General features: G+C 73.3%; 19 protein-coding genes and 1 pseudogene. 13 read left to right on the top strand and 7 right to left on the bottom strand.

The genetic code is table 11. From position 1 onward, the window contains the following. Positions 1–123 precede the first annotated feature (123 nt). On the bottom strand, positions 124–963 hold the full coding sequence (locus tag ACIOC0_RS26070; RefSeq protein WP_402157958.1) for a DUF4184 family protein: 840 nt from the start codon (positions 961–963) through the stop codon (positions 124–126). A gap of 352 nt (positions 964–1,315) precedes the next feature. On the opposite strand from ACIOC0_RS26070, the gene ACIOC0_RS26065 reads away from it, so the two are divergent. From ACIOC0_RS26065 to ACIOC0_RS26055, 3 genes are all read left to right on the top strand, one after another. Continuing rightward, the gene (locus ACIOC0_RS26065; protein ID WP_402157957.1) at positions 1,316–3,187 is read left to right on the top strand and encodes a lytic transglycosylase domain-containing protein; all 1,872 of its coding nucleotides are present in this window, start codon (positions 1,316–1,318) and stop codon (positions 3,185–3,187) included. A 204-nt stretch (positions 3,188–3,391) separates the two neighbouring features. Further along, the gene (locus ACIOC0_RS26060) at positions 3,392–3,526 is read left to right on the top strand and encodes an SPW_0924 family protein (protein WP_130437306.1); all 135 of its coding nucleotides are present in this window, start codon (positions 3,392–3,394) and stop codon (positions 3,524–3,526) included. Positions 3,527–3,547: 21 nt separating this feature from the next. Then, complete coding sequence (locus ACIOC0_RS26055; RefSeq protein WP_402157955.1) at positions 3,548–4,540, top strand: DUF3068 domain-containing protein; 993 nt, start codon at positions 3,548–3,550, stop codon at positions 4,538–4,540. Here the strand turns inward: ACIOC0_RS26055 and hrpB are convergent. Both hrpB and ACIOC0_RS26045 read right to left on the bottom strand, forming a co-directional pair. Further along, positions 4,530–7,073, bottom strand: a complete 2,544-nt coding sequence (gene hrpB / locus ACIOC0_RS26050) for an ATP-dependent helicase HrpB (protein ID WP_402157952.1) — start codon at positions 7,071–7,073, stop codon at positions 4,530–4,532. The genes ACIOC0_RS26055 and hrpB overlap by 11 nt on opposite strands. Before the next feature lie 76 nt (positions 7,074–7,149). Continuing rightward, positions 7,150–8,100, bottom strand: coding sequence for a class I SAM-dependent methyltransferase (locus ACIOC0_RS26045; protein WP_402157951.1), 951 nt, complete (start codon positions 8,098–8,100; stop codon positions 7,150–7,152). A 228-nt stretch (positions 8,101–8,328) separates the two neighbouring features. On the opposite strand from ACIOC0_RS26045, the gene rpsA reads away from it, so the two are divergent. The 4 genes from rpsA to ACIOC0_RS26025 all read left to right on the top strand — a co-directional run bounded on the left by rpsA (position 8,329) and on the right by ACIOC0_RS26025 (position 12,102). Next, complete coding sequence (gene rpsA / locus ACIOC0_RS26040) at positions 8,329–9,825, top strand: 30S ribosomal protein S1 (protein ID WP_130437310.1); 1,497 nt, start codon at positions 8,329–8,331, stop codon at positions 9,823–9,825. 179 nt (positions 9,826–10,004) lie between these two features. After that, positions 10,005–10,943 carry a PAC2 family protein gene (locus ACIOC0_RS26035; RefSeq protein ID WP_402157948.1) on the top strand — a complete coding sequence of 313 codons (939 nt, stop codon included), beginning with the start codon at positions 10,005–10,007 and terminating at the stop codon, positions 10,941–10,943. A gap of 94 nt (positions 10,944–11,037) precedes the next feature. After that, positions 11,038–11,640 (top strand): dephospho-CoA kinase, encoded by a 603-nt coding sequence (coaE, locus tag ACIOC0_RS26030; protein WP_402157945.1) that lies wholly within the window; start codon positions 11,038–11,040, stop codon positions 11,638–11,640. 81 nt (positions 11,641–11,721) lie between these two features. Then, positions 11,722–12,102, top strand: coding sequence for a M48 family metallopeptidase (locus ACIOC0_RS26025; RefSeq protein WP_130437313.1), 381 nt, complete (start codon positions 11,722–11,724; stop codon positions 12,100–12,102). Between the two features lie 40 nt (positions 12,103–12,142). Here ACIOC0_RS26025 and ACIOC0_RS26020 read toward each other — a convergent pair whose 3' ends face one another. Next, a complete protein-coding gene (locus tag ACIOC0_RS26020) occupies positions 12,143–12,409 on the bottom strand; it encodes a DUF6343 family protein (RefSeq protein WP_130437314.1) in 267 nt (88 codons plus the stop codon). An 86-nt stretch (positions 12,410–12,495) separates the two neighbouring features. Here ACIOC0_RS26020 and ACIOC0_RS26015 point away from each other — a divergent pair, with 86 nt between their 5' ends. The 4 genes and pseudogenes from ACIOC0_RS26015 (at position 12,496) to ACIOC0_RS26000 (ending at position 15,278) form a co-directional block, all read left to right on the top strand. After that, a complete protein-coding gene (locus ACIOC0_RS26015; protein WP_402157944.1) occupies positions 12,496–13,398 on the top strand; it encodes an acyltransferase domain-containing protein in 903 nt (300 codons plus the stop codon). Positions 13,399–13,466: 68 nt separating this feature from the next. Then, a pseudogene (locus tag ACIOC0_RS26010) lies at positions 13,467–13,998 on the top strand (SAM-dependent methyltransferase). A gap of 103 nt (positions 13,999–14,101) precedes the next feature. Then, positions 14,102–14,557 carry a DoxX family protein gene (locus ACIOC0_RS26005; protein ID WP_402157942.1) on the top strand — a complete coding sequence of 152 codons (456 nt, stop codon included), beginning with the start codon at positions 14,102–14,104 and terminating at the stop codon, positions 14,555–14,557. Positions 14,558–14,591: 34 nt separating this feature from the next. Continuing rightward, the gene (locus ACIOC0_RS26000) at positions 14,592–15,278 is read left to right on the top strand and encodes a uracil-DNA glycosylase (RefSeq protein ID WP_402157940.1); all 687 of its coding nucleotides are present in this window, start codon (positions 14,592–14,594) and stop codon (positions 15,276–15,278) included. 91 nt (positions 15,279–15,369) lie between these two features. Here ACIOC0_RS26000 and ACIOC0_RS25995 read toward each other — a convergent pair whose 3' ends face one another. Next, entirely contained in the window at positions 15,370–16,827 is a 1,458-nt protein-coding gene (locus tag ACIOC0_RS25995; protein ID WP_402157939.1) for a LamG domain-containing protein, read from the bottom strand. Between the two features lie 286 nt (positions 16,828–17,113). On the opposite strand from ACIOC0_RS25995, the gene ACIOC0_RS25990 reads away from it, so the two are divergent. Beyond that, entirely contained in the window at positions 17,114–19,186 is a 2,073-nt protein-coding gene (locus ACIOC0_RS25990; RefSeq protein WP_402157938.1) for an FUSC family protein, read from the top strand. A 190-nt stretch (positions 19,187–19,376) separates the two neighbouring features. Then, the gene (locus tag ACIOC0_RS25985; RefSeq protein WP_165430301.1) at positions 19,377–19,553 is read left to right on the top strand and encodes a hypothetical protein; all 177 of its coding nucleotides are present in this window, start codon (positions 19,377–19,379) and stop codon (positions 19,551–19,553) included. On the opposite strand, the gene ACIOC0_RS25980 is transcribed toward ACIOC0_RS25985, so the two are convergent. Then, a complete protein-coding gene (locus tag ACIOC0_RS25980; protein WP_402157936.1) occupies positions 19,543–21,564 on the bottom strand; it encodes an ABC transporter ATP-binding protein in 2,022 nt (673 codons plus the stop codon). The two genes, ACIOC0_RS25985 and ACIOC0_RS25980, sit on opposite strands and share 11 nt — an antisense overlap. Before the next feature lie 179 nt (positions 21,565–21,743). After that, entirely contained in the window at positions 21,744–22,184 is a 441-nt protein-coding gene (locus ACIOC0_RS25975) for a hypothetical protein (protein WP_402157934.1), read from the bottom strand. Positions 22,185–22,240: the final 56 nt, after the last annotated feature.

Genomic DNA, 22,240 nt, shown 5'->3' with positions numbered 1-22,240 from the left:
CAGGCGCCTCCCTTGCCTGGCCACCGTCTGGCCCCGCGGGCCCCCGTGCTTCGGCTCCCGCGCCGGGCGGGTGTCTCCCCGGCCCGCGCACCCGGTCCCCGGGCTCCGGCCCGAGCCGAGCGCTCAGCGGACGCCGACTCCCTCACGGTGCTGTGTCGGTTCCTGAGGTGCTGAGCGGCGTAGGCGGACCAGGGTGGCGTAGGCGAGGACTCCCAGGAACAGGCCCGCGCCCGTGCCGAAGCAGACGGTCGGGATGATCTCGTACGGTTCGGCCCGGGGCCCCCAGTACTCCCACCAGCGCGTCGCCCGCCGGACCGCCGCGACGACCGCGCAGCCGCCGATCAGGGCCGCCGCCCACCAGCGGTCCCGTGTGGACAGGGTGGGTACGCCGAGCGGCTCGGCGGGCGGTGTCCGGCGCAGGGCGGACGTCAGGAACGCGGCGATCGCCACCGCGGCGACCGCGGAACCGCCGTACTGCAGGTACCAGTACAGCGGCGAGCCCGCCACCGTCTCGCCCAGCACCGGGAACAGCCGCATGCCCCACCGGTCGAGATGGGTGAATGCGTCCCACACCACGTGTGTCAGCGAACCGAGCACCGCCGACGCGTACCAGCGCAGCAGAACGGCCGGGCCGACCCGCGCACGGGGCGCGCCGCAGCGCGTCAGGGTGGCCGTGCGGCCCTGACGGGCCCGGGGCAGCAGTGCCACGAGGGGCTCGCGCACCAGCAGCCACAGCGCCACCAGCGCCCAGGAGACGACCACGTCGACGGTGAACACGCCGGCGAAGGAGTGGGTGACGTCCCCGAACTCCATCGCGCCGTCCAGGACGCTCGCCGCGTAGTAGGTCATGTCGGGGGCGAAAGAGCCCGCCACGAGGACGGCCGGCACCAGCGGGCCACGCCCGCTCCCGTCGGTGCGCACGACGGGCAGCACGGCGGCCGCATGACTCAACGTGAACGGCAACCCGGCTCCCCGTGAAGGTCGTTGCCGGACCGGCCGGCCAGAAGTGCGACGCTGCGACCAGTATGCGGGAAGTCTCCGGCAACCCACCCGGGCGTGAGCACTCGGTGAATGGAGCGTTCGAACGGGTGCCGGTGCAAAAGAAGTTGTCGTAGGGTCACCTGGTCGCCTCGCCTGAAGCGCGGTCGAACAGCTGAAGTGATCAGAGCAGGGTGAAACGGTGAATACCGTCCGCGAGGGCAACCGTTTCGGACAGTTGATCGTCCCAACAGGGCGAGCGGAACAAGGTCGTCCACCAGGACGGGCGAAACAGACGAACACGGGCGCTCGAGTGTCCACGGGAGGGGTTCACTTCATGTCGGCGCATTTCGGCAGCAGGCTGCGCAAGGGAGCGGTCAACACCACCGTGGCCGCTTTGGCGGTCGCGGCTCTGGCGGCGTCCCAGGCGCCGGACGTCACGGCCGACACGCCGGGCGGACGCACCGCCGCCGACGCCCCGTCAGGAGATTCCGCCACCGAGGGCAGTGCCACCGGCAACTCGCCGTACTACACGGACCTGCCGCCCCTGAACAGCCCGGTCCCCTCGCCCACCCAGAGCACCGGCACCACGCCGACCGGCGCCGGCGGCAGCGAGACCGGCATCCCCGCGACCGTCCTGGACGCCTACAAGAAGGCTGCGGACGCCCTCAAGGCGTCCAAGCCGGGCTGCAACATGCCCTGGCAACTCCTCGCCGCCATCGGCAAGGTGGAGTCCGGGCAGGCCGGCGGCGGCCGTGTCAGCGCCGACGGCACCACCCTCTCGCCCATCCTGGGCCCGGTCCTCAACGGCGTCGGCTTCGCCAACATCAGCGACACCGACCACGGCGCCTACGACAACGACGCCGTCTACGACCGCGCTGTGGGCCCCATGCAGTTCATCCCGTCCACCTGGGCGTGGGCCGGCCGCGACGGCAACGGCGACGGCAAGAAGGACCCCAACAACATCTACGACGCCGCGCTCGCCGCCGGGCACTACCTGTGCCGCTACGACTGGGACATGGCCACCACGTCCGGCCTGCGCAAGGCGATCCTCAGCTACAACAACTCGACGGAGTACTACAACACCGTCCTGTCGTGGCTGGAGTACTACCGCAAGGGCACGCACGAGATCCCCGACGGCACCGGCGCGCTCCCGGGCAACCGCAGCGACGGCGGTGCCGGCAACGGTACGACCCCCTCCCCGTGGTCCCCGTCGCCCACGCCACCGTCGACCACCACCCCGCCGGCGTCGACGCCCCCCGCGACCTCCAAGCCCGGCGGCGGCACCACGACGCCGCCCGCCACACCGCCCCGGAAGCCGACCCCGCCCGCTCCCACGACGCCGACCGACACCGTCGACCACCTGGAGGCGGCGGGCGCCACCAAGCTCACCGCCACGGCGGGTGCCGCGTTCGGCGAGAAGATCAGCGCGCGGGCCGAGACCAAGGCCGGCAAGGGCGTCGGGAAGGTCAGGATCCGCTTCACCGTCATCGGCGGCGACGCCACGTTCACCGGCGGCGAGAGCGTCGCCGTGGTCCAGACCGACGGCGCCGGTGTCGCCGTCGCGCCGGCGCTGCGGGCGGGCGAGAAGACCGGGACGTTCACCGTGCGCGCCACGGTCGTGGGCCGCACGGTCCCCGCCCTCCAGTACACGGCCACCGTCGCCGCCCGCGCCGCCGACGCCCTGGCCCGCACCAGCAGCACCGCGCTGACCTGCGTCGCGGGCGGCGAGTTCGCCGACCAGGTCGAGGTGAAGGCCACCTACAAGGGCGCCGCGGCGGGCAAGGTCGCGGCCACCGCCACCCTCGTCGCGGCGGCGGGCGGCACGACCGCGAACGACAAGGGCCCCTACTTCAAGGACGCCGCCGGCAACCGCGTCCGCAGCCTGACGGACCTGCGGACCGACGCCGACGGCCTGCTGAAGCTGCCGAAGCTGTACGCCGACGACAACGCCGGCACGTACCTGCTGAGCGTCACCACCACCGGCGGCGCCACCCTCACCGTCGAACTCACGGTGACGGCGCCCACGCCGACGACCCCCGACCCGTCCGAAGGCACCCCCGACCCGTCCGAAGGCACCCCCGACCCCTCCGAGGGCACGTCGGACCCGTCCGGCGGCACCTCGACGAGCCCGTCCGACGGTGCCTCGAAGACGCCCTCCGGGAGCACCTCGGCGAGCCCCTCCGGATCGGCGTCGAGCGGCTCCTGACGACACCCGCCCCGACACGACGACGGCGCCCCCTCCCTGCGAGCGGGGCGCCGTCGTCGTGTGCGGCGTGTTCGACGTGTTCTCATCTCGGCCGCCCGTTGCTACGGTGCCCGACCTGACACACCATCAGGTCCGCTGCCCTCTCGCCCCGTCACCGGCGCGAGGCGGCACACCGCGCCGCGCCGCACACCCCGGGAGGACCGCATGCGCGCTCTGATCGCCGCCGCGTCCGGTCTCGTCCTCGCGCTCGCCCTGGTCCTCGCCGTCACCGCCCTGGGCGCTCCGGCCGGACGGACCTCCCCGGAACCGCTGCTGACGACGGTGCCACCACACCCCTGACCGCCCGGGAGGGAGGCCGAGATGCGCCGCATGGCCGGCCTGGTCCTGCTCGCCCTCGCCGTGTTCTTCGCGGCGCTGTCCCCGCTGCTGCGCTGGTACGCCTTCCCGCGCCTGGCCAAGATCCCGGCCGGGGAGTACCAGACCATGGTGCTCGAGGCGCACGACGCCACCCTCCTCGACTACGGCACCATGACCGCCCGCACCGTCCCCAAGGTCACCATCGTGCAGACCCTCAAGGGCGACGTGGAGGCCTCCGAGCGGATCGAGAAGACCGTCGGCCGGGACGTCGTCGTCTGGGACGGCCTGTCCTACGTCCAGGGACCCGACGGCAAGATGGTCTCCAAGGTCCCCGAGCGCTACATCTTCGACGCCCATACCCAGGAACCCGTGCACGCCCCCGGCGAGGCGGTCGACGGCGACCCCGTCCGGCGCGAGGGACTGGAGTTCAAGTGGCCGTTCCTGACGGAGAAACGGGACTACGAGTACTTCGACGCGCAGGCCAGGATCACCGCCCCCATCCACTACAAGGGCACCCAGGACTTCCGCGGCGTCGAGGTCTACTGCTTCGAGCAGACCGTCCCGTGGACCGAGGTCCCCATGCCCAAGACCATGCCGGTCGCCGGAATCACCCCCGAGACCGTCGCCGCGACCGGCACCACCCGCTGGTACACCACCGTCCGCAAGTTCTGGGTCGAACCCCTCACCGGCGCGCCCGTCTACGGCGAGGAGATCCACAAGGAGGAACTGCGCGGCGGCACCCTGCTCGGCGACCGCGACCGGGTGACGGCGTTCGCCGGGCACGTGAAGATGCGCGAGGACTACATCGAGCACACCGTCGACCTCGTCAAGGCCAACCGCACCGTCGTCCTGCTGATGACCTCCTACCTGCCCTGGGGCTTCCTGTTCCTCGGCGCCGTCCTGCTCGCGCTCGCCCTCTGGCTGGAGGCCCGCGGCCGCCGCCCCGGCGAGTCCGCGCCCGAGGAGCCCGCCGAACCCGAGCCGGTCAACGCCTGAGCCGCGCGTTGGTGTGCCGGGTCGGCTCGGCGCCGGCCGGGTCCTGCGGCCACGGATGCTTCGGATACCGGCCGCGCAGTTCCGCCCGTACGCCGTGGTAGCCGTCCTTCCAGAACGACGCGAGGTCCGCCGTGACGGCCGCCGGTCGTCCCGCGGGCGAGAGCAGGTGCACCAGCAGCGGCACCCCCGCGACCCGCGGCGACTCCTGGAGGCCGAACATCTCCTGGAGCTTGACGGCGAGCACGGGCCGCTCGGGATCGCCGTAGTCGATCCGGATCCTGGACCCGCTGGGCACGGTGATCCGCTCGGGCGCCAGCTCCTCCAGCCGCGCCGCCTCGCCCGACGCCCACGGCAGCAGCCGGGCCAGCGCCTGCGCGGCGTCGATCCGCGCGAGATCGGCGCGCCGCCGGGCCCGGCTCAGCTCCGGCTCCAGCCATTCGCCCACACGCGCGTGCAGCGACGCGTCGGCCATGTCGGGCCACGGCTCGCCCAGGTGCCGCCGCAGGAACGCCAGCCGCTGCCGCAGGCCCTCCGCCTCCGCCGACCAGCGCAGCAACCGGAACCCCTCCTGCCGCAGCCCTTCGAGGAGCGCCTCGCGTACGAGGGCCCCGTCGGCGTCCTTCAGCGGACGGGCCGCGAGCTCCACGGCGCCGAGCCGCTCCACGCGCCGCGCGACGACGTCCCCCTCGGCCCAGTGGACCTCCTCCCGCGCGTCGAGCAGCGCGCCGGCCGCGAACCGCGCCACATCCTCGTCGACCGCCGCCGCGAGCTGCACGCGTGCGTGCCCCTTGCCGAGGGGCCGGTCGGCGACGGCCACGGCGAGCCAGGAGATGCCCCGCAGCGGGGACCCGTCGGGCACCTCGCAGCGGGTGCCGGACGCCATCAGGTACGACCCGCCGTCCAGCCTCGCGATCCGCTCCGGGAACGCGAGGGCGGCCACCAGCCCGGCCACCTGATCGTCCCGGGCGTCCTCACCCGGCGTCACCGCACCGTCCGGTGAAGGACCGTCAGCAGGCCCTGGGGAGGCCTCCACGGCGGCGACGGACCGCAGCCGCCGTACCTCCGCACGCCACCTCCCCGCGTAGGCGTCGCCTCCGCGCCGGGCGCGGCGCAGGGCGGCCGCGAGATCGTCGCCGTACTCCCGCGGAGCCTCCTCGCTCAGCAGGGCGACCGCCTCCGCCGCCCGCTCGGCCCCCACGAGCGTGGCGCCGTCCAGCAGGGCGCGGCCCAGCCGCGGGTGCAGCCCCAGACGGGACAGCCGCATCCCGCGGTCCGTGGCCCGGCCGCCGCCGTCCACAGCCCCCACCGCCGTCAGCAGACGCCGCGCCGCCGTCATCGCCCCGCCCGGCGGCGGATCCAGCAGCGCGAGCCCGGAGGCGTCGGGGTCGCCCCAGCAGGCCGCCTGAAGGGCGAACGCCGCCAGGTCGGCCACCCTGATCTCGGGGGAGGGGAAACGCGGCAGACGCGTGTCCTCCGCCTCCGTCCAGCAGCGGTACACCGTCCCCGGCGCCTCACGCCCCGCGCGTCCGGCCCGCTGCCGCCCGGCCGCCTGCGAGGCCCGCACGGTCGCCAGCGCGCTCAGCCCGCGCGCGTGGTCCACCCGCGGCTCCCGCGCCAGCCCCGAGTCGACGACCACCCGTACCCCGGGGACCGTCAGCGAGGACTCCGCCACCGAGGTGGCCAGCACCACCCGCCGTCGCACGCCCGGCGCGAGCACCGCGTCCTGCACGGCCGCCGGCGCCCGCCCGTGCACCTGGAGCACGTCGACCCCGTCCAGACCACCGAGCAGCCCCGCCACCCGGGCGATCTCCCCGACGCCGGGCAGGAAGCACAGCACGTCCCCGGACCGCTCGGCCAGCGCCCGTCGCACCACCGACGCCACATGCGCCGGCAGCGCCGGATCGACGCGCATCCCGTGCGGCGGGCGCAGCGGGCGGGCCGGGGGAGCCCAGACCACCTCGACGTCGTACGACGCCCCGTGCGCCTCGACCACCGGCGCGCCGCCCAGCAGGCGCGCCCAGCCCGCCGTGTCCGTCGTCGCCGACGCCGCCACCAGCCGCAGCTCGGGCCGCAGGGCCGCTCGCACGTCGCACAGGAACGCGGCCGCCGTGTCCGCGTCCAGATGCCGCTCGTGGCACTCGTCGAGCATGACGACGTCGACGTCGGTCAGCTCCTGGTCGCGCTGGAGGCGCTGCACCAGCACGCCGGTGGTGACGACCTCCACGCGTGTGTGCCGCCCGACGACCCGCTCGCCGCGCACGGTGTACCCGACGCTTTCGCCGGGCCGCTCGCCCAGCAGCCACGCCATCCGCCGGGCCGCGGCCCGCGCCGCGATCCGCCGGGGTTCGGCCACCACGACCCGCCGGGCCGGGGCTCCGCCCACCAGGCCCGCCAGCACGAGGGGCACCAGCGTCGTCTTGCCGGTGCCCGGCGGCGCGGCCAGCACAGCGACGCCTGGCCCGTCCAGGGCGTCGGTCAGGGCGGGCAGGGCGGCCCGCACGGGCAGCGCGTCCAGGGCGTCGTCACGGATCACGCCCCCAGTGTCGTACGCCCGGGAAGGCTCCCGCGCACGCCCGCACGCGCGCGTGCGGAGTCTCAGGAGGGCCGCTTCAGTCCCGTTCGCACACGAAGATGGCCGTGCCCGGGATCAGGTTCCCGCGCAGCGGGGACCAGCCGCCCCACTCCGAGGTGTTCCACGACGGCCACTCCGGCTCGACCAGGTCGACCAGGCGGAAGCCGGACGTCACGATGTCGCGGACGCGGTCGCCGAGCGTCCTGTGGTGCTCCACGTACACCGCGTGGCCGTCCTCGCCCTGCTCGACGTAGGGCGTGCGGTCGAAGTAGGAGGCGGAAACCGACAGTCCCTCGGGGCCGGGCTCGTCGGGGAAGGCCCAGCGGACCGGATGCGTGACGGAGAAGACGAAGCGGCCGCCCGGGCGCAGGACCCGGCGCAGCTCGCCCAGCACCAGCCGGGGGTCCGCCACGAACGGCAGGGCGCCGTACGCCGAGCACGCCAGGTCGAAGGAGGCGTCCGCGAAGGGCAGCGCGCCGGCGTCCGCGCACACCAGCGGGAACGACCCGCCGATGCGCAGCGCGTGCTGGAGCTGGCGGTGGGACAGGTCCAGGGCGACCGGCCGGGCCCCCTGGGCTGCCAGCCAGCGCGAGCACTGGGCGGCACCGGCGCCGATCTCCAGCACCTCCTTGCCCTTCAGCTCCTCGGCCGGGCCCAGCAGCTCGGCCTCCACCTCGTCGAGGCCCTCGGGGCACCACACGAAGCGGTCGTCGCCCAGGAACGTGCCGTGCTCGATCTGGTACTCGTCGGCGTTGCGGTCCCACCAGCCGCGACTGGCCCGGGAACTCTCCGTGACGTCGGCGTCGCGCCGGGTGGCTTCCGGTTCGAACGCATCGGGCTCTTGGATGATCTGCTCCCTCGTCGTACTCTTCCGTTCATCCCGTCCGGGACGTGTCGCGGAAGAGGTCTTTCCGGCCTGTCCGGCCTCGCAGGACGTTTCTTGTGCCGGGATTGCGGCGTTGTGCCCCGGGTGTGCGCCTTCGCGCATTGACCCTGCCCGGCTGCCCCCGTATGCTACAAGTTGCGCTGCGGGCCTGCGCACCTCAGACGTAGCAGGCTGCGCTCGCATCTGTCGTATGTCCCCTCGGTTGTCGAGGTGTCGTCACCGGTTCACCGGTGGGGCGCTTCCTAGGCTGTCCGGCTTCTTCAGAGCGATACGGGCTCCCGGCGTAGCAGTACCTACGACTTCAATGTCCGTACCGGAGCCCTTTCCCACATGACGAGCAGCACCGAGACCACCGCCACCACCCCGCAGGTTGCGGTCAACGACATCGGTAACGAGGAAGCCTTCCTCGCCGCGATCGACGAGACGATCAAGTACTTCAACGACGGCGACATCGTCGACGGCGTCATCGTGAAGGTCGACCGGGACGAGGTCCTGCTCGACATCGGTTACAAGACCGAAGGCGTTATCCCGAGCCGTGAGCTCTCGATCAAGCACGACGTCGACCCCAACGAGGTCGTCGCCGTCGGTGACGAGATCGAAGCCCTTGTTCTCCAGAAGGAGGACAAGGAAGGCCGCCTGATCCTCTCGAAGAAGCGCGCCCAGTACGAGCGTGCCTGGGGCACCATCGAGAAGATCAAGGAAGAGGACGGGATCGTCACCGGTACCGTCATCGAGGTCGTCAAGGGTGGTCTCATCCTCGACATCGGCCTCCGTGGCTTCCTTCCGGCCTCGCTCGTCGAGATGCGCCGCGTCCGCGACCTCCAGCCCTACGTGGGCAAGGAGCTCGAGGCCAAGATCATCGAGCTGGACAAGAACCGCAACAACGTGGTCCTGTCCCGCCGTGCCTGGCTGGAGCAGACCCAGTCCGAGGTCCGCCAGACGTTCCTCACGACCCTCCAGAAGGGTCAGGTCCGTTCCGGTGTGGTCTCCTCGATCGTCAACTTCGGTGCCTTCGTGGACCTGGGTGGCGTCGACGGTCTGGTCCACGTCTCCGAGCTGTCCTGGAAGCACATCGACCACCCCTCCGAGGTCGTCGAGGTCGGCCAGGAGGTCACGGTCGAGGTCCTCGACGTCGACATGGACCGCGAGCGCGTCTCCCTGTCGCTGAAGGCGACCCAGGAAGACCCGTGGCAGCAGTTCGCCCGCACCCACCAGATCGGCCAGGTCGTGCCCGGCAAGGTCACGAAGCTGGTTCCGTTCGGTGCGTTCGTCCGCGTGGACGAGGGCATCGAGGGTCTGGTCCACATCTCCGAGCTGGCCGAGCGCCACGTGGAGATCCCGGAGCAGGTCGTCCAGGTCAACGACGAGATCTTCGTCAAGGTCATCGACATCGACCTCGAGCGTCGCCGCATCAGCCTCTCGCTGAAGCAGGCCAACGAGGCCTTCGGCGCCGACCCGTCCACGGTCGAGTTCGACCCGACCCTGTACGGCATGGCCGCGTCCTACGACGACCAGGGCAACTACATCTACCCCGAGGGCTTCGACCCCGAGACCAACGACTGGCTCGAGGGCTACGAGACCCAGCGCGAGGCGTGGGAGCACCAGTACGCCGAGGCGCAGACCCGCTTCGAGCAGCACCAGCAGCAGGTCATCAAGTCCCGCGAGGCGGACGAGAAGGCCGCTGCCGAGGGCGGCGAAGCCGCGGGTGCGGCTCCGGCCGCGGGCGGTGGCTCGTACTCCTCCGAGGGTGCGGACACCTCCGGTGCGCTCGCCTCGGACGAGGCGCTCGCCGCTCTGCGCGAGAAGCTCGCCGGCGGTCAGAGCTGACGCCCGACTGAGCACCAGCTCCTGACTGAGGGGCCGTACCTTCCGGGGTACGGCCCCTCAGCCGTTGCCGAAGGGAAACACACCGGCCGGGACGGATCCACGTGATCATGGTCCGGAGTGGGAATGCCCCTGTCCTCACGCGTGTTGACGAAGAGGGAACACGAGGAGGAGCGGTCCAAGTGCTTGATCCGCAGGGTTTGTACGCATGGGAGCCGAAGGGGCTGGCCGTCGTCGACATGGCGCTCGCCCAGGAGTCGGCCGGACTGGTCATGCTCTACCACTTCGACGGATACATCGACGCGGGGGAGACCGGCGACCAGGTCGTCGACGGGATCCTCGACGCGCTGCCCCACCAGGTCGTCGCCCGCTTCGACCACGACCGGCTGGTGGACTACCGGGCGCGCCGCCCGCTGCTGACCTTCAAGCGCGACCGGTGGACCGACTACGAGGACCCCGCCATCGAGGTGCGGCTCGTCCAGGACACCACCGGCGCCCCCTTCCTTCTGCTGTCCGGCCCCGAGCCGGACGTGGAGTGGGAGCGCTTCGCCGTCGCCGTCCGGCAGATCGTGGAGCGGCTCGGCGTGCGCCTGTCCGTGAACTTCCACGGCATCCCCATGGGCGTTCCGCACACCCGCCCCGTCGGCCTCACCCCGCACGGCAACCGCACGGACCTCGTACCGGGCCACCGCAGCCCCTTCGACGAGGCGCAGGTCCCCGGCAGCGCCGAGGCGCTCGTCGAGTACCGCCTGATGGAAGCCGGCCACGACGTCCTCGGCATCGCCGCGCACGTCCCGCACTACATCGCCCGCTCCCCCTACCCGGACGCCGCCCTCACCGTCCTGGAGGCCCTCACCGCCGCCACCGGACTGGTCCTGCCGGGCATCGCGCACTCCCTGCGCAACGACGCCCACCGCACCCAGACCGAGATCGACCGGCAGATCCAGGAGGGCGACGAGGAGCTCACCGCCCTCGTCCAGGGCCTGGAGCACCAGTACGACGCCGCCGCGGGCGCCGAGACCCGGGGCAACATGCTCGCCGAGCCCGTCGAGATCCCCTCGGCCGACGAGATCGGGCGGGAGTTCGAGAAGTTCCTCGCCGAGCGGGAGGGCGAGGGCTGAGCCCCGCCCGGCACCGGGGTGCGGACGCCGGGCGCGGAGGTGGATGCCGAGAGCGCCGGGTGCGCTGTCGGTGGCAGGCCGTAAGCTGCACGACATGCTGAAAGTGGGCCTGACCGGGGGCATCGGCGCCGGCAAGAGCGAGGTGTCACGGCTGCTGGTGGAGTGCGGCGCCGTGCTGATCGACGCGGACCGCATCGCGCGTGAGGTCGTCGCGCCCGGCACACCGGGCCTCGCCGCGATCGTCGAGACCTTCGGGGAGGGCGTGCTCGCGGCGGACGGCAGCCTCGACCGCCCCCGGCTCGGCTCCCTCGTCTTCGCCGACCCGGACAAGCTCGCCGCGCTCAACGCCGTCGTGCACCCCCTGGTCGGAGCCCGCTCCGCCGAACTGGAGGCCGCCGCGCCCGAGGACGCCGTCGTCGTCCACGACGTCCCGCTCCTCACCGAGAACGGCCTCGCACCGCTCTACGACGCCGTGGTGGTCGTGGACGCCGCCCCCGAGACCCAGCTCGACCGCCTGGTCCGCCTGCGCGGCATGACCGAGGACGACGCACGCGCACGCATGGCGGCCCAGGCGACGCGCGAGCAGCGCCGGGAGATCGCCGACGTCGTCATCGACAACGACGTCCCGCTGGCCGAGCTGAGAGCGCGCGTGAAGGACGTGTGGGCCGACCTGGAGCGCCGGGCACGCGCCGCCTGAGGCCTCTCCCCGGCCCGGTGCCCCGGAATAGCGGGAGTCGCCCGACGCGTTGAACGCGTGCAGCGAGGGAAGGAATTTTCCGTGCCCGAAACCAGCGGTTCGACCGGACGCACTCCGGAGACGCATGTCATCGACTTCCGTGCCGCCGAGCAACTGCTCGCCGCCCGGGACCCGCGGGGCGCGGTGAAGCTGCTCGACGGCGTCATCGCCGCCTACCCCGAGAACACGGCGGCCCGGCTGCTGCGCGCGCGTGCCTTCTTCGCCGCCGCACAACTGCGGCCGGCCGAACTCGAGTTCACGATCGTCCTGGAGCGCGAGCCGGACAACGCGTTCGCCCACTTCGCGCTCGCCCGCACCTACGAGCGGCAAGGGCGGGGCGACCAGGCCAAACGCCACTTCCGGCTGGCCGCAGCGCTCGACCCCAACCCGCAGTACCTGAAAGCGGCGCGCTTCGACTCCTGAGGGCCACCCCGGCCCCCGCCACGCCGCCCGACGGACAGTGTCACGGGTGCCGGTGCTCCGGCGGCGGGTACGGCGGGATGTCGCGGCCCGGCTGGTAGTGGGGCCCCTGGCGCAGATGCCGCACGATCATCGTCAGGTCGACGGTGACCACCAGCCACAGCACCCCGCAGGCGGCGGCCCACCCCGGCCGCCCGGCGAGCGCGAACGCGACCGTGCCGAAGGCCGCCCACAGCAGCCCCCACACGGTCAGCCACAACCGCATCCTCAGCGGACTGCGCGCCGTCGCCGGCTCACTGCCTGTACGCATCGGATCATCACTCCTCCTATGAAACGTACTCTTCGCTCCGGGCGTTCTCCAGGAGAGCGGTGATCGCGAAGAGGGGAGTCAGGTCCGTGCCGTTACCGGAAACCGACGAGCTGGCCGAGGTGCTCCTCGACCTCGGAGTACCGCACCAGGACATCGACGAGCCGGTCCGGCTGAGCCGGCGGGTGACCGGCGACCCCGGGATCCGGGCCTTCCTGGAGAAGGCGGTGGCGGAACTCGTCGACGGGATGGGGGAGGTCCGCGGCGGAGCCGACGTGCCCGGCCTCCCCGGCGCGTCCGGAGCCCTCGCCCGGTTCTTCCCGCTGTACGTGCTCGTCGGCTCGCTGCCCCAGGCTCGCGCCCACCACCGGAAGCTGGGCGTCCCGGAGGAGGTCTCCCGGCGCACGCTCGCCGACGTCGGCCGCGCGGTCGCGCTGCACCGCCGGTGGCACGGCACGGGCGGCATCCTGTCGGCCCGCTGGTTGTCCCTGCACCTGCGGGGCGAGCTGTACCAGCTGGGACGGCTCCAGTTCCAGCGGTCCCGGATCGACCGGCGCACGAGCGACTCGATCGCTGCGGCGGGCCTCGCCGCCGGGCTCGACGACCCCGCTCTCAGCGTCCATGTGCCTGACTTCATGGGCCCGTTGTCGCCGCGTGCCTGCGACCGCTCCCTGGATCTCGCCCGGGACTTCTTCGCCCGGCACCACCCCGAGGAGCCCTCCTCCGTGGCGACCTGCGCCTCCTGGCTGCTCGACCCCCAGCTGAAGCGCTACCTGCCCGGCGACTCCAACATCGTCCGGTTCCAGGAACGGTTCCGGCTGGGCGAGGAACCCGCCGAGCCGGAGGACCTGACGCCCGTCCGCTTCGTCTTCGGTACCACCGACGTGCCTCTGGCGCGGCTCCCGCGCACGACCGTCCTGCACCGGGCGGTCCTCGACCATCTGGGGGACGGGGGGCACTGGTACGTCAGAACGGGGTGGCTGTCCCTCTGACGAGTGATCGGCGCGCGGCGGGGAACGGCGCGGCGGGGGCGGGGCGTTGGGCGGGTATGACACTCGGAATGCGTGAGGGGCACGACGGGACGGGCCCCGGGGCCGTCACTCCGGACGGCTGCGCGGTGGAGCTCTGCAGTCGGCTGCCCGTGCGGGACGCATCCGACCCTCGGGGAGACGTTCGACGTGGTGATGCTCGCATCGTTCCTCGTGCACAGCGGGGACGTCGAGGTGCGGCACGGGTTGCTGCGCACCTGTGTGCGGCATGTCGCGGCCGGCGGATGCGTGCTGATCCAGCGGGAGGGCGAGGAATACCCCACCGGCCTGCCGCGTGAACGCGTCGATCCGACCGGGTTCACCGTGCGCATCGTCTCGGCCGAGCCCGTGGGCGACGGGGTCAACGCGGTGCGCGCGGAGTACGTGTTCCCGGACGCGGTCTGGACGCAGACGTTCCGCTGCCGGCCGCTGACCCGAGAACAGTTCGAGGACGCGCTGGAGGAGGCGGGTCTGAGAGTGGACAGGTATCTGACGAAGGATCGGATATGGGTGCGGGCGGTGCCGGAGGCGCGATCGGTGCGGCGGAGTGAAAAGGCGCAGTGAAAGGCGGAGCGAAAAGAGTCGCCCGGCGGCGATGAGTCCGGGGCGTGGGGCCGGTCTACCTCTCTGACAGCACAGACGGACCGCTTCCCCTCAGGAGAACCCCATGTCCGAGACCACCGCCTCCCCCGCCTCCTCCGCTTCCACCGGTTCCGTCGTCTCCCAGGTCACCGGTCGGCGGCGGGCCGCCAGGATCGCGCTGCGCGGACTGCAGGTGCTGCTCGCCCTCTTCTACGGGCTCGCGAGCGCGCTGCCGAAGCTGATCGCGCATCCGACGGCGTCCGAGGCGTTCGACGAGATGGGCTGGGGCAGCGCGGGCATGTACGCGATCGGTGTCCTGGAACTGGCCGGAGCGGTGGCCTTGTTGGTGCCGGTGCTGCAGTCGGTGGCGGCGGTGGCGCTGGGCGCGCTGATGGTCGGCGCGTTCGTCGTGCAGGTCGCCGTGTTCGACGGGGAGAACGCGGCGACCCCGCTGATCCTGCTCGTCCCTCTGGCCCTGATCGCCTGGACGCGGCGCGGCTCCAACGCCGATCTGCTGCGGCTCGTGCGACGCGGGGCGTGAACGCCCCTGCGCGGTGGGGTCGTACGGTGGGGGCATGGACGGCCTCGCCGAACTGGACCGGCGCATCGCTGACTGCCGGGCCTGCCCCCGGCTGGTGGACTGGCGCGAGGAGGTGGCCCGCACCAAGCGGGCCGCCTTCGCGGACTGGACGTACTGGGGCCGCCCCGTGCCCGGCTTCGGTCCGCCCGACGCCCGTCTGCTGATCGTCGGGCTCGCCCCGGCCGCGCACGGAGGCAACCGCACCGGCCGCATGTTCACCGGTGACCGCTCCGGGGACGTGCTCTACTGGGCGCTGTACGACGTGGGGCTGGCCTCGCAGCCGACGTCGGTGTCCGCCGGGGACGGGCTGGCCCTGCACGGCGTGCGCGTGACGTCGCCGGTGCACTGCGCGCCGCCCGCCAACAAGCCCACCCCGGGGGAACGGGACACCTGCCGGCCCTGGCTGGTCCAGGAACTGCGGGTGCTGCGGCCGACGCTGCGGTCGGTCGTCGTGCTGGGCGCGTTCGGGTGGCAGGCGGCGCTGCCGGCGTTCACCGAGGCCGGCTGGTCCGTGCCCCGCCCGCGACCGGCGTTCGCCCACGGGAAGCGGGTGGAGCTGGGCGGCCTCGAACTCTACGGCTGCTTCCATGTGAGCCAGCGCAACACCTTCACCGGGCGGCTCACCCCCGAGATGCTGAGGGACGTCCTGCGGACGGCGGCGACAGCGGCGGGACTGCCGTAGGAGCCCAGGAGCTTTCACCCGGGCCCCTCCCCGCCGCTGACGCGTCCGTAGGGGTCCGCGGCGACGCGGCGACGCGGCGACAGGGCGACGGTCAGACGACGCGGGCTGCGGCGAGCGGCCGCTGCGACACCGGGTAGGCGTTGTCCTTGTGGGTGTTGACGCTCCACCGGTACCGGGAGAACTCCCCGGTGGCCTGCGAGGCGTAGAACATCATGTGACCGATGCCCACGCCCTCGTGGTTCTCCTCCTTCGCGAGGCTGACCATGCGGGTGTCGGGATACTTCGGGTAGTTGGTCAGCGCGTACACGCCGTGCGGCTCGGCCGTGCAGTCGACGACCTCGACGGCGTACTGCGTCTCACCGGCGAAGTCCGCGACCCCGGTGAAGACGCCCTTGACCTCGCGGACCATGACGATGTGCCCGGTGTTGCCCTCGACCTCGCCCCGGTAGTCCACCGCGACGAGGTCGCCCGGCTGGAGGTCGGTGACCTTGCGGATCAGCTGGAAGCGCGGCCCCGCGGTGCCGGCCGCGAAGGCCTGCCGGTAGTCGGCGGCCTCGGGGATCCGGTCCTGGAAGTACTGGGTGAAGTAGGCGTCGGACGCCCACCCGTAGGTGTGCCGGAGCACCCAGGTGACGAAGGACGAGCAGCGGGCCTTGGCGATCCAGCTGGTCAGGTCGTCGGGGGTGCCCCAGGTGACCGTCGAGGGGGAGCCGATGAGGTAGCGGTTGTTCTCGGCCGCCTGCCGGCCGCTGACGAGGAAGACCTCGGCGGCGCTCAGCGCGCGGCCGTAGGCGCGGACGTCGTCCACGGCGCCCTTGAAGAGGTTCACGTACGCGCCGTTCCACCGGGCGCGGCCCACGTTGAAGCCCTCGGACGCGGCCCAGGAGAGGGACGCGTCGGCGCTGCCCTCCAGGGTGCCGTTCACGTACAGGTGCACGCGGGAGCCGTCCCAGACGCCCGTCAGATGGGTCCACCGGCCCGGCTCGGGGGCGGTGGTGGACAGGGCGGAGATCTTGGCGCTCTGGTCCTCGCCGCGCACCTTGAACGCCCACTTGCCGGCGCTGTCGTCGTACTGGAGCAGGAAGCGGCTGCAGGCGGCCCCGTCCTGGCTGACCGCGGTGTACATGGACGTCAGGGCGGCGTCGTTCGCGAGGCGGACCCAGGCCGAGACGGTGAAGGGAGCCGTGGTGTCCAGGACGGACGCGGTGGCCGCGTGACCGCCGTCGAGGCTGAGTTCGCCGCCGGCCCGCAGGGCCGACCAGCTCGCGCCCGCACCGAGGGTGAGAGGCCGGCCCAGCCCGGAGCGGTCCGCGCCGGAGCCGTCCAGCGGCCAGTGCCCGGCCAGGCCGCCCGGCAGATAGCCGGCCGCGAGCAGCCGCTGGTACTGCACCATTCGCTCCGCCTCCGCGAGGTGCGGCACGCCGACGGGCGTGAACGGGGTGCCGAGCGGGGCGTCGGCCACGGCGGCCCCCGCCCCGCCCAGCACTCCGGTCATCGCGCCCGCCCCCACGAGCGCGGCCCCACTCAACAACCCACGTCTGCTGACCATGCAGGTTCTCCCCATCTCGTCCACCGAGTCATCCCCCTCGAACCCGTGCCCGAAAGGCCGAGTGAGTCTAGACGTCCGAAGGGACGCGGGGCGCGCGTATTTCGGGGCGCCCGCGCGGGAGTTGCGTTCATAAAGAACGCGGGATTCGGGCCGGGTGTCACCTCGTCGCAACGTGAGCGGCCCTGGATTCCCGCGGTCCGGGCCGTACCGTGGGTACCAGCTCAGCACCCCGCCCCGGTCGCCGTCGCCCGAAGGCACACCCCGCCCTCGAACCGACAGGAGCTCCGTGTCCCCGCGCCCGTCCCTTCCCGTTCGCGTACGCGCCGCTCTGCCGCCCTGGCTCGCTCACGCCCTGCGCGCGCAGGGCGGACCCGTGCCGTGGAGCGCCGTCGTGCGCGGGGCGCTCGCCGCGGGGCCGCTGCTGCTGGTCGCGGTGCTCCTCGACCGGGTCTCCCTCGGGGTGGTCGCCGCCGTCGCCGCCATGCTCGCCGGCATCAACGACCGGCCCGGCAGCCGACGCGCCTCGGTGCGGCGGCTCGGAGCGCCCGCGCTGGCGGGAGCGGCCGGGCTGCTCGTCGGGACGTACGCCGGCGAGCACGTCGGGGCGGTCGCGCTGACGTTCGTGTTCACCGGGCTGGGGCTGCTCGCCGGCGGGATCAGCGCCATCGGGCCGGTCGCCTCGGGGGCCGGCACGCAGCTCCTCGTCGCCGCGGCGATCGGAGCGGGGATGCCGCTGCCCGACAGCGGCTGGATGCGCGCCCTCGCCTTCCTCGCCGGCGCCGGCTGGCTGCTCCTCCTGCGGCTCGTCCTGCCCACGCCCGGCGCGCTGGCCGGCGACTTCCGCCGCGTGCCCCGAGGGGAGGGAGACTCCCGCCACGGAAGGCGCGGCGCCTTCCGCCCCGGATCCCGCCTCGACTTCCGTTTCGACGGGGAGCGGGCCGCCGTCGCCGACGTGTACGACGCCGTCGCCGAGCTGCTGGACGCGACCGGCACCGAGGACGCCCTGGCCCGTCGCGCGGCCCTGACCGCCGCCCTCGACCACGCGCAGGACTCCCTGGCCGGGCCCAGGCTGCGGCGGTACGCCAGCTCCGCCGCCGAACGGCGGCTGCACGCGCAGTACGCCGCCGCGCTGCCCCTCGCGGAGGCGGCGACCGCCCTCGCCTGGGCCGGCGAACCCCTCAGCGAGCGGGCCTCCGAGGGCCCCCGCCGTCTGGCCGCCGCCGTACGCGGCAACGCGTCCACCGGGCCGCTCCCCGCGCCCTCCCGGTCGGCGCCCGGACTGCGGGCCCTGGACGACGCCCTGTTGCGGGCCGCCGACGCCTTCGACCAGGGCGGCGGGGGCGATCTGCACACGCGGCGGCGCGGCGCGCGGGACCTGCTGCGGACCGTCTTCGGGGTCGGCGGCCGGGAGTACGGGATGCGGGTCGCCCTCTGCTTCGGGGCGAGCGCGGCCATCGCCCAGGGCCTGTACCACTCGCACTGGTACGGGCAGCACACGCACTGGTACTGGCTGCCCGCCACCGCCGTCTTCCTGGTCAAGCCCGACCTCGGGCCGCTGGTGTCCCGGGTGCTGTGCAGGGCCGCCGGAACCGTCCTCGGCGCGCTGCTCTTCGCCGGGTTCGCCGCCGTGCTGCCCCGTCCGGAGGGGCTCGTGGCGCTGGTCGCTCTCTGCGGGGCGCTCATACCGGTATCCACCCGGCATTTCGCCGCGCAGACCTCCGTCGTCACCGTCCTCGTCCTGGCCCTCGTCATGGTCGGCGGAGAACCCCAGGTCTCCGTCAGCCGTATCGCGGAGACCCTGCTCGCGTGCGCGATCGCGCTGATCGTGGGGCATCTGCCGATGCCGGGGGAGCGCGGCGGGCGGGTGCAGGCCCGGCTCACCGCCGCCGCGACCGCCGCGCACGCCTACCTCGTCCACGTGCTCGACGGCCCCGATACCCGTGACGGCGTCAACAACCCCTACGGAACTGATCACTCCGGGGACGCCCGTACCCTCCCGAGCACCGGCGGCACCGGCAGTGCCCTTCAGGCCCCCGACCGCTCCGACGTCCGCGCCGCCCGCTGGACCCTGCGCCGCGAGGCCTATCGCACGCTCGCCGAGGCCCGGACCGCCATCGCCCTCTCCGCCGCCGAACTGCCCGCCCTCGCCCGGCACACGGAGGGCGCCGACGCGATCGCCGCTCTCCTCGAACGGCTCGTCGACACGACCACCGCCTGCGCGGTCCACCTCGACGAGACCGGAAGCCTCAGCAGCCGACAAAGCGGACAACTCGCAGAACTGCTCCAGGAACTGTCGGAGCACCGGGACCGCCTCGGGCTACCGGCGGGGGACCCGCCGGGGCCGGCCGTCGCCGTGTGAGACGGATCGGAGGATTGCGAAGGGTGATCTTTCCGGTGCGCAATGTGCTCGTCATGTTCGTGAAGTGACCGGATCCTCACGGTCCGCACCGAGCGCGTGTCGAGTACGTCTCAGTACCGTCACCGCGCGAGGCGTTTCGGCTCCGGACAGCGTTAACTCCTACAAGTACAACGCTTCCTGGAGGTGCGAGATGGTGAACGGGCGAACCGTGCTCGAACGCTTTCCCGCGGGCGGGCCGCGGGGATCGTGGCCGGCCGAGGAGTTCGCGCACGCGCGGCGCATGGAGGGGCTGGCCGCCGAGGTGGTCATGGACCTCGCGACGGACACGTTCCTGGTGGTCGTCCGGGGCGGCGACGTCACGGAGTGACGGCGTCCCGCACGGACGCGCCGCGGCCCCGGCCCGCCTGCCGGGCGGGCGGGTTCGCCGCGGCCGGGGGGTTCGCGAACTGCTCCGCCTGGAGCGCGTACAGCTCCGCGTAGACACCGCCGCAGGCCAGCAGCTCCTCGGGGGTGCCGGACTCCACGAGCCGGCCCTGCTCCAGGACGTGCACCAGGTCCGCGTGACGCACCGACGCCAGCCGGTGCGTGATCAGCACGACCGTCTGGCCGCTGTCCGCCAGGGCGCGGATCTTCTCGAACACCTCCAGCTCCGCCCGCGCGTCCAGGGCCGCCGTCGGCTCGTCCACGATCAGGATGCGCCCGCGCCGGTAGGCGGCCCGCGCGATGCCCAGCCGCTGCCACTGGCCCCCGGACAGCTCGTGCCCGCCGCTGAAGTGCCGGGCGAGCAGGGTGTCCAGGCCGCGCGGCAGGTCGGCGACCACGTCCTCGGCGCCCGCCTCCCCGATCGCGGCGGCCAGCCGGTCCTCGGTCAGCGGCGCGGAGGACCGGCCCACCGCGACGTTGACCCGCGCCGTGAACGGCCACCGCTTGAAGTCCTGGGCCACCATCGCGATGCGCTCGGCCAGCAGCCGCCTGTCCGCGCCGGCCGCGTCGACGCCGTCCCACAGGATCCGCCCCCGGTCCGGCTGGTACAGGCCCGCCAGCAGCTTCACCAGGGTCGTCTTGCCCGACCCGTTCTCGCCGACGAGGGCGACGATCCGGCCCAGGGGCAGGGTGAGGCTGACGTCGTCGAGGGCGGGTCGCGCCGACTCCCCCGGATAGCCGAAGGTGACGTTCTCGAAGCGGATCTCCCGGGGGTCCTCGGGCAGGGCGGTCCCGCCCCGCGGGATCGCCCGTTCGGCGGCCTCCCCGTACAGGCGTTGCAGATCGCCCACGAACAGGGCCTCCTCGTGGAGCTGGTTGATCTCCAGGACGAGCGTGTTCAGGCTGGTGGAACCGCTGCGGATGGCGATCACGGCCGTGCCCGCCACCGCCAGCGCCATCGTCCCCGTGAGCAGCAGCCCGCCGAGCGTGGCGTACGTCGCGACCGTCGCGAGGCCGGTCCAGGCCGCCGCGAACAGACCGGTGCGGGCCGCGAGGCGGGCGAGGCGCGCCTGTTCCGCCTCCGCGGTCTCCGACATCGCGCGGAAGTGCCGGAGCAGGAAGGGCCCGACGCCGTGCACACGGATCTCCGGGGCGGCCTCCGGCTCGGTGAGCAGACTCGCGATGAGATGCCCCGCGCGCGCGTGCTGCACCCACGTGTGGAAGGACTCGTACCGGCGCCGGGCGTTGACCAGGGCGCTCCAGGCGCTGGGCAGCGTCATCGTGACGAGCAGCGGCAGCAGCAGCGGATGCAGCACGGTCAGCACGCCGGCCGCCGCGACCAGCGAGATCATCGCGTTCACCACGCGCGTCCCGTGGCTGATCATGTAGCGGCTGGACCGGGCGCCGTACTGCGCGGTGTCCAGCAGTTTGTGGAAGGCGTGGTCCTCGATCGCGGACAGCTCCACCGCCGCCGCGCGCTCCAGGTACAGCTCGGTCGCCACCCGCTCCACCTTGGGCTCCAGACGACCGGTGGCGTACGTCGAGGCGGCCCGCAGCACCGCCCCGACCAGCAGGACGGCGGCCATGACGGCCAGCGCGGGGACGGCGTCGCGCAGCCGGTCCTCGATCGCGCCGGCGCCCACCAGCCGGCCCAGGATCGTGTTCACCGCGAGCAGGCCCACGGCCTCGGCCACACCCCGGCCCACCTCGGCGCCCACGACGATCCCGGCGGCCCGCGGGTCGGCCTGCCGGGCCAGCCGGAGGCTGACGCCCAGGAGCGCGGGCAGCCGGCTGACCATGGCCCGGAAGTCCAGCTCCAGGAACGCCTCCTGGTGCTGGTTCCAGCCGGTGTCGTAGCGGAGCGGGCCGCCGAACAGCAGCTCCTCCGACTCGGAGACATCGCGCCCGTCCGCACCGCGCGCCTTCGGTTTCCCCGGCGGCTTCGCCTTCCGCACCGTCGACCTCCCCCGATCGTGGGCAAGTGGCCACTATCGCGGGGCGGGCTGCCCGAGGGCAGGGCGCGAGGTGGGGGAGGAGGCGCGCGCGGGTGTGCGCCCGGGGCGCCGCCCGGGTACGAGGACGCCTCGGCACACGCTGCACGCCGGGAAACGTCAGCCGGTCGGGGCGTCCCCGGTCACGCGGTGACCGGGCGGGACCAGGCCGGCGCGGTGCCCGTGAGGCGGCACAGCGTCAGATAGAGGGGTATCGGCGGGGTGTACGGAAGTATCCCGTCGGGCCGGTGGACGAGCGCGGGGGACCGCGAGGCGTCCCCGAGGAGCGCGCCCGTCGCGTAGTGCGCGGGCGCGGGCCACTCCAGGGCGTGGTCGGAGTCGGCCGGGACCAGCCACCACCAGTGCGTCTCGTCGGCGTACACGCAGCCCACGAGCGGCAGCCGGGGCAAGACCAGCGGGCCCAGGCGAGCCGGGGCGGCGACGGCGTCGCAGCCCAGCGGAGCCGTCATGCCGTCGGGCACGGCGAGCCGGCCGGGCTTCCGCGCGGGCTCGCCCTGGGCGCGCCGGAGCCGCACGAGCGTGTCGAGGCCGATGGCGGGAGCCCCACGGCGCAGGGCGCTCACGCGGGATCCCGGTCGGGGTCCCGCTCGCGGCCGAACGAACCCCCCAGGGGCTGTGT

The sequence above is a fragment of the Streptomyces sp. NPDC088254 genome (assembly GCF_044740925.1).
Classification (GTDB): Bacteria; Actinomycetota; Actinomycetes; order Streptomycetales; family Streptomycetaceae; genus Streptomyces.
Note: the sequence above shows the minus strand (reverse complement) of the source record. Positions and strands in the feature narration are given on the sequence as shown.

Bases quoted from the DNA above. Each gene is read 5' to 3' on its own strand.
- ACIOC0_RS26045 (WP_402157951.1), bottom strand. From the start codon at position 8,100: ATGCGCGAAGGCGCACACCCGGGGCACAACGCCGCAATCCCGGCACAA.
- coaE (WP_402157945.1), top strand. From the start codon at position 11,038: ATGCTGAAAGTGGGCCTGACCGGGGGCATCGGCGCCGGCAAGAGCGAG.
- ACIOC0_RS25995 (WP_402157939.1), bottom strand. From the start codon at position 16,827: ATGGTCAGCAGACGTGGGTTGTTGAGTGGGGCCGCGCTCGTGGGGGCG.
- ACIOC0_RS26060 (WP_130437306.1), top strand. From the start codon at position 3,392: ATGCGCGCTCTGATCGCCGCCGCGTCCGGTCTCGTCCTCGCGCTCGCC.
- ACIOC0_RS26020 (WP_130437314.1), bottom strand. From the start codon at position 12,409: ATGCGTACAGGCAGTGAGCCGGCGACGGCGCGCAGTCCGCTGAGGATG.
- ACIOC0_RS26055 (WP_402157955.1), top strand. From the start codon at position 3,548: ATGCGCCGCATGGCCGGCCTGGTCCTGCTCGCCCTCGCCGTGTTCTTC.
- ACIOC0_RS26000 (WP_402157940.1), top strand. From the start codon at position 14,592: ATGGACGGCCTCGCCGAACTGGACCGGCGCATCGCTGACTGCCGGGCC.
- rpsA (WP_130437310.1), top strand. From the start codon at position 8,329: ATGACGAGCAGCACCGAGACCACCGCCACCACCCCGCAGGTTGCGGTC.
- ACIOC0_RS25985 (WP_165430301.1), top strand. From the start codon at position 19,377: ATGGTGAACGGGCGAACCGTGCTCGAACGCTTTCCCGCGGGCGGGCCG.
- ACIOC0_RS26065 (WP_402157957.1), top strand. From the start codon at position 1,316: ATGTCGGCGCATTTCGGCAGCAGGCTGCGCAAGGGAGCGGTCAACACC.
- ACIOC0_RS26005 (WP_402157942.1), top strand. From the start codon at position 14,102: ATGTCCGAGACCACCGCCTCCCCCGCCTCCTCCGCTTCCACCGGTTCC.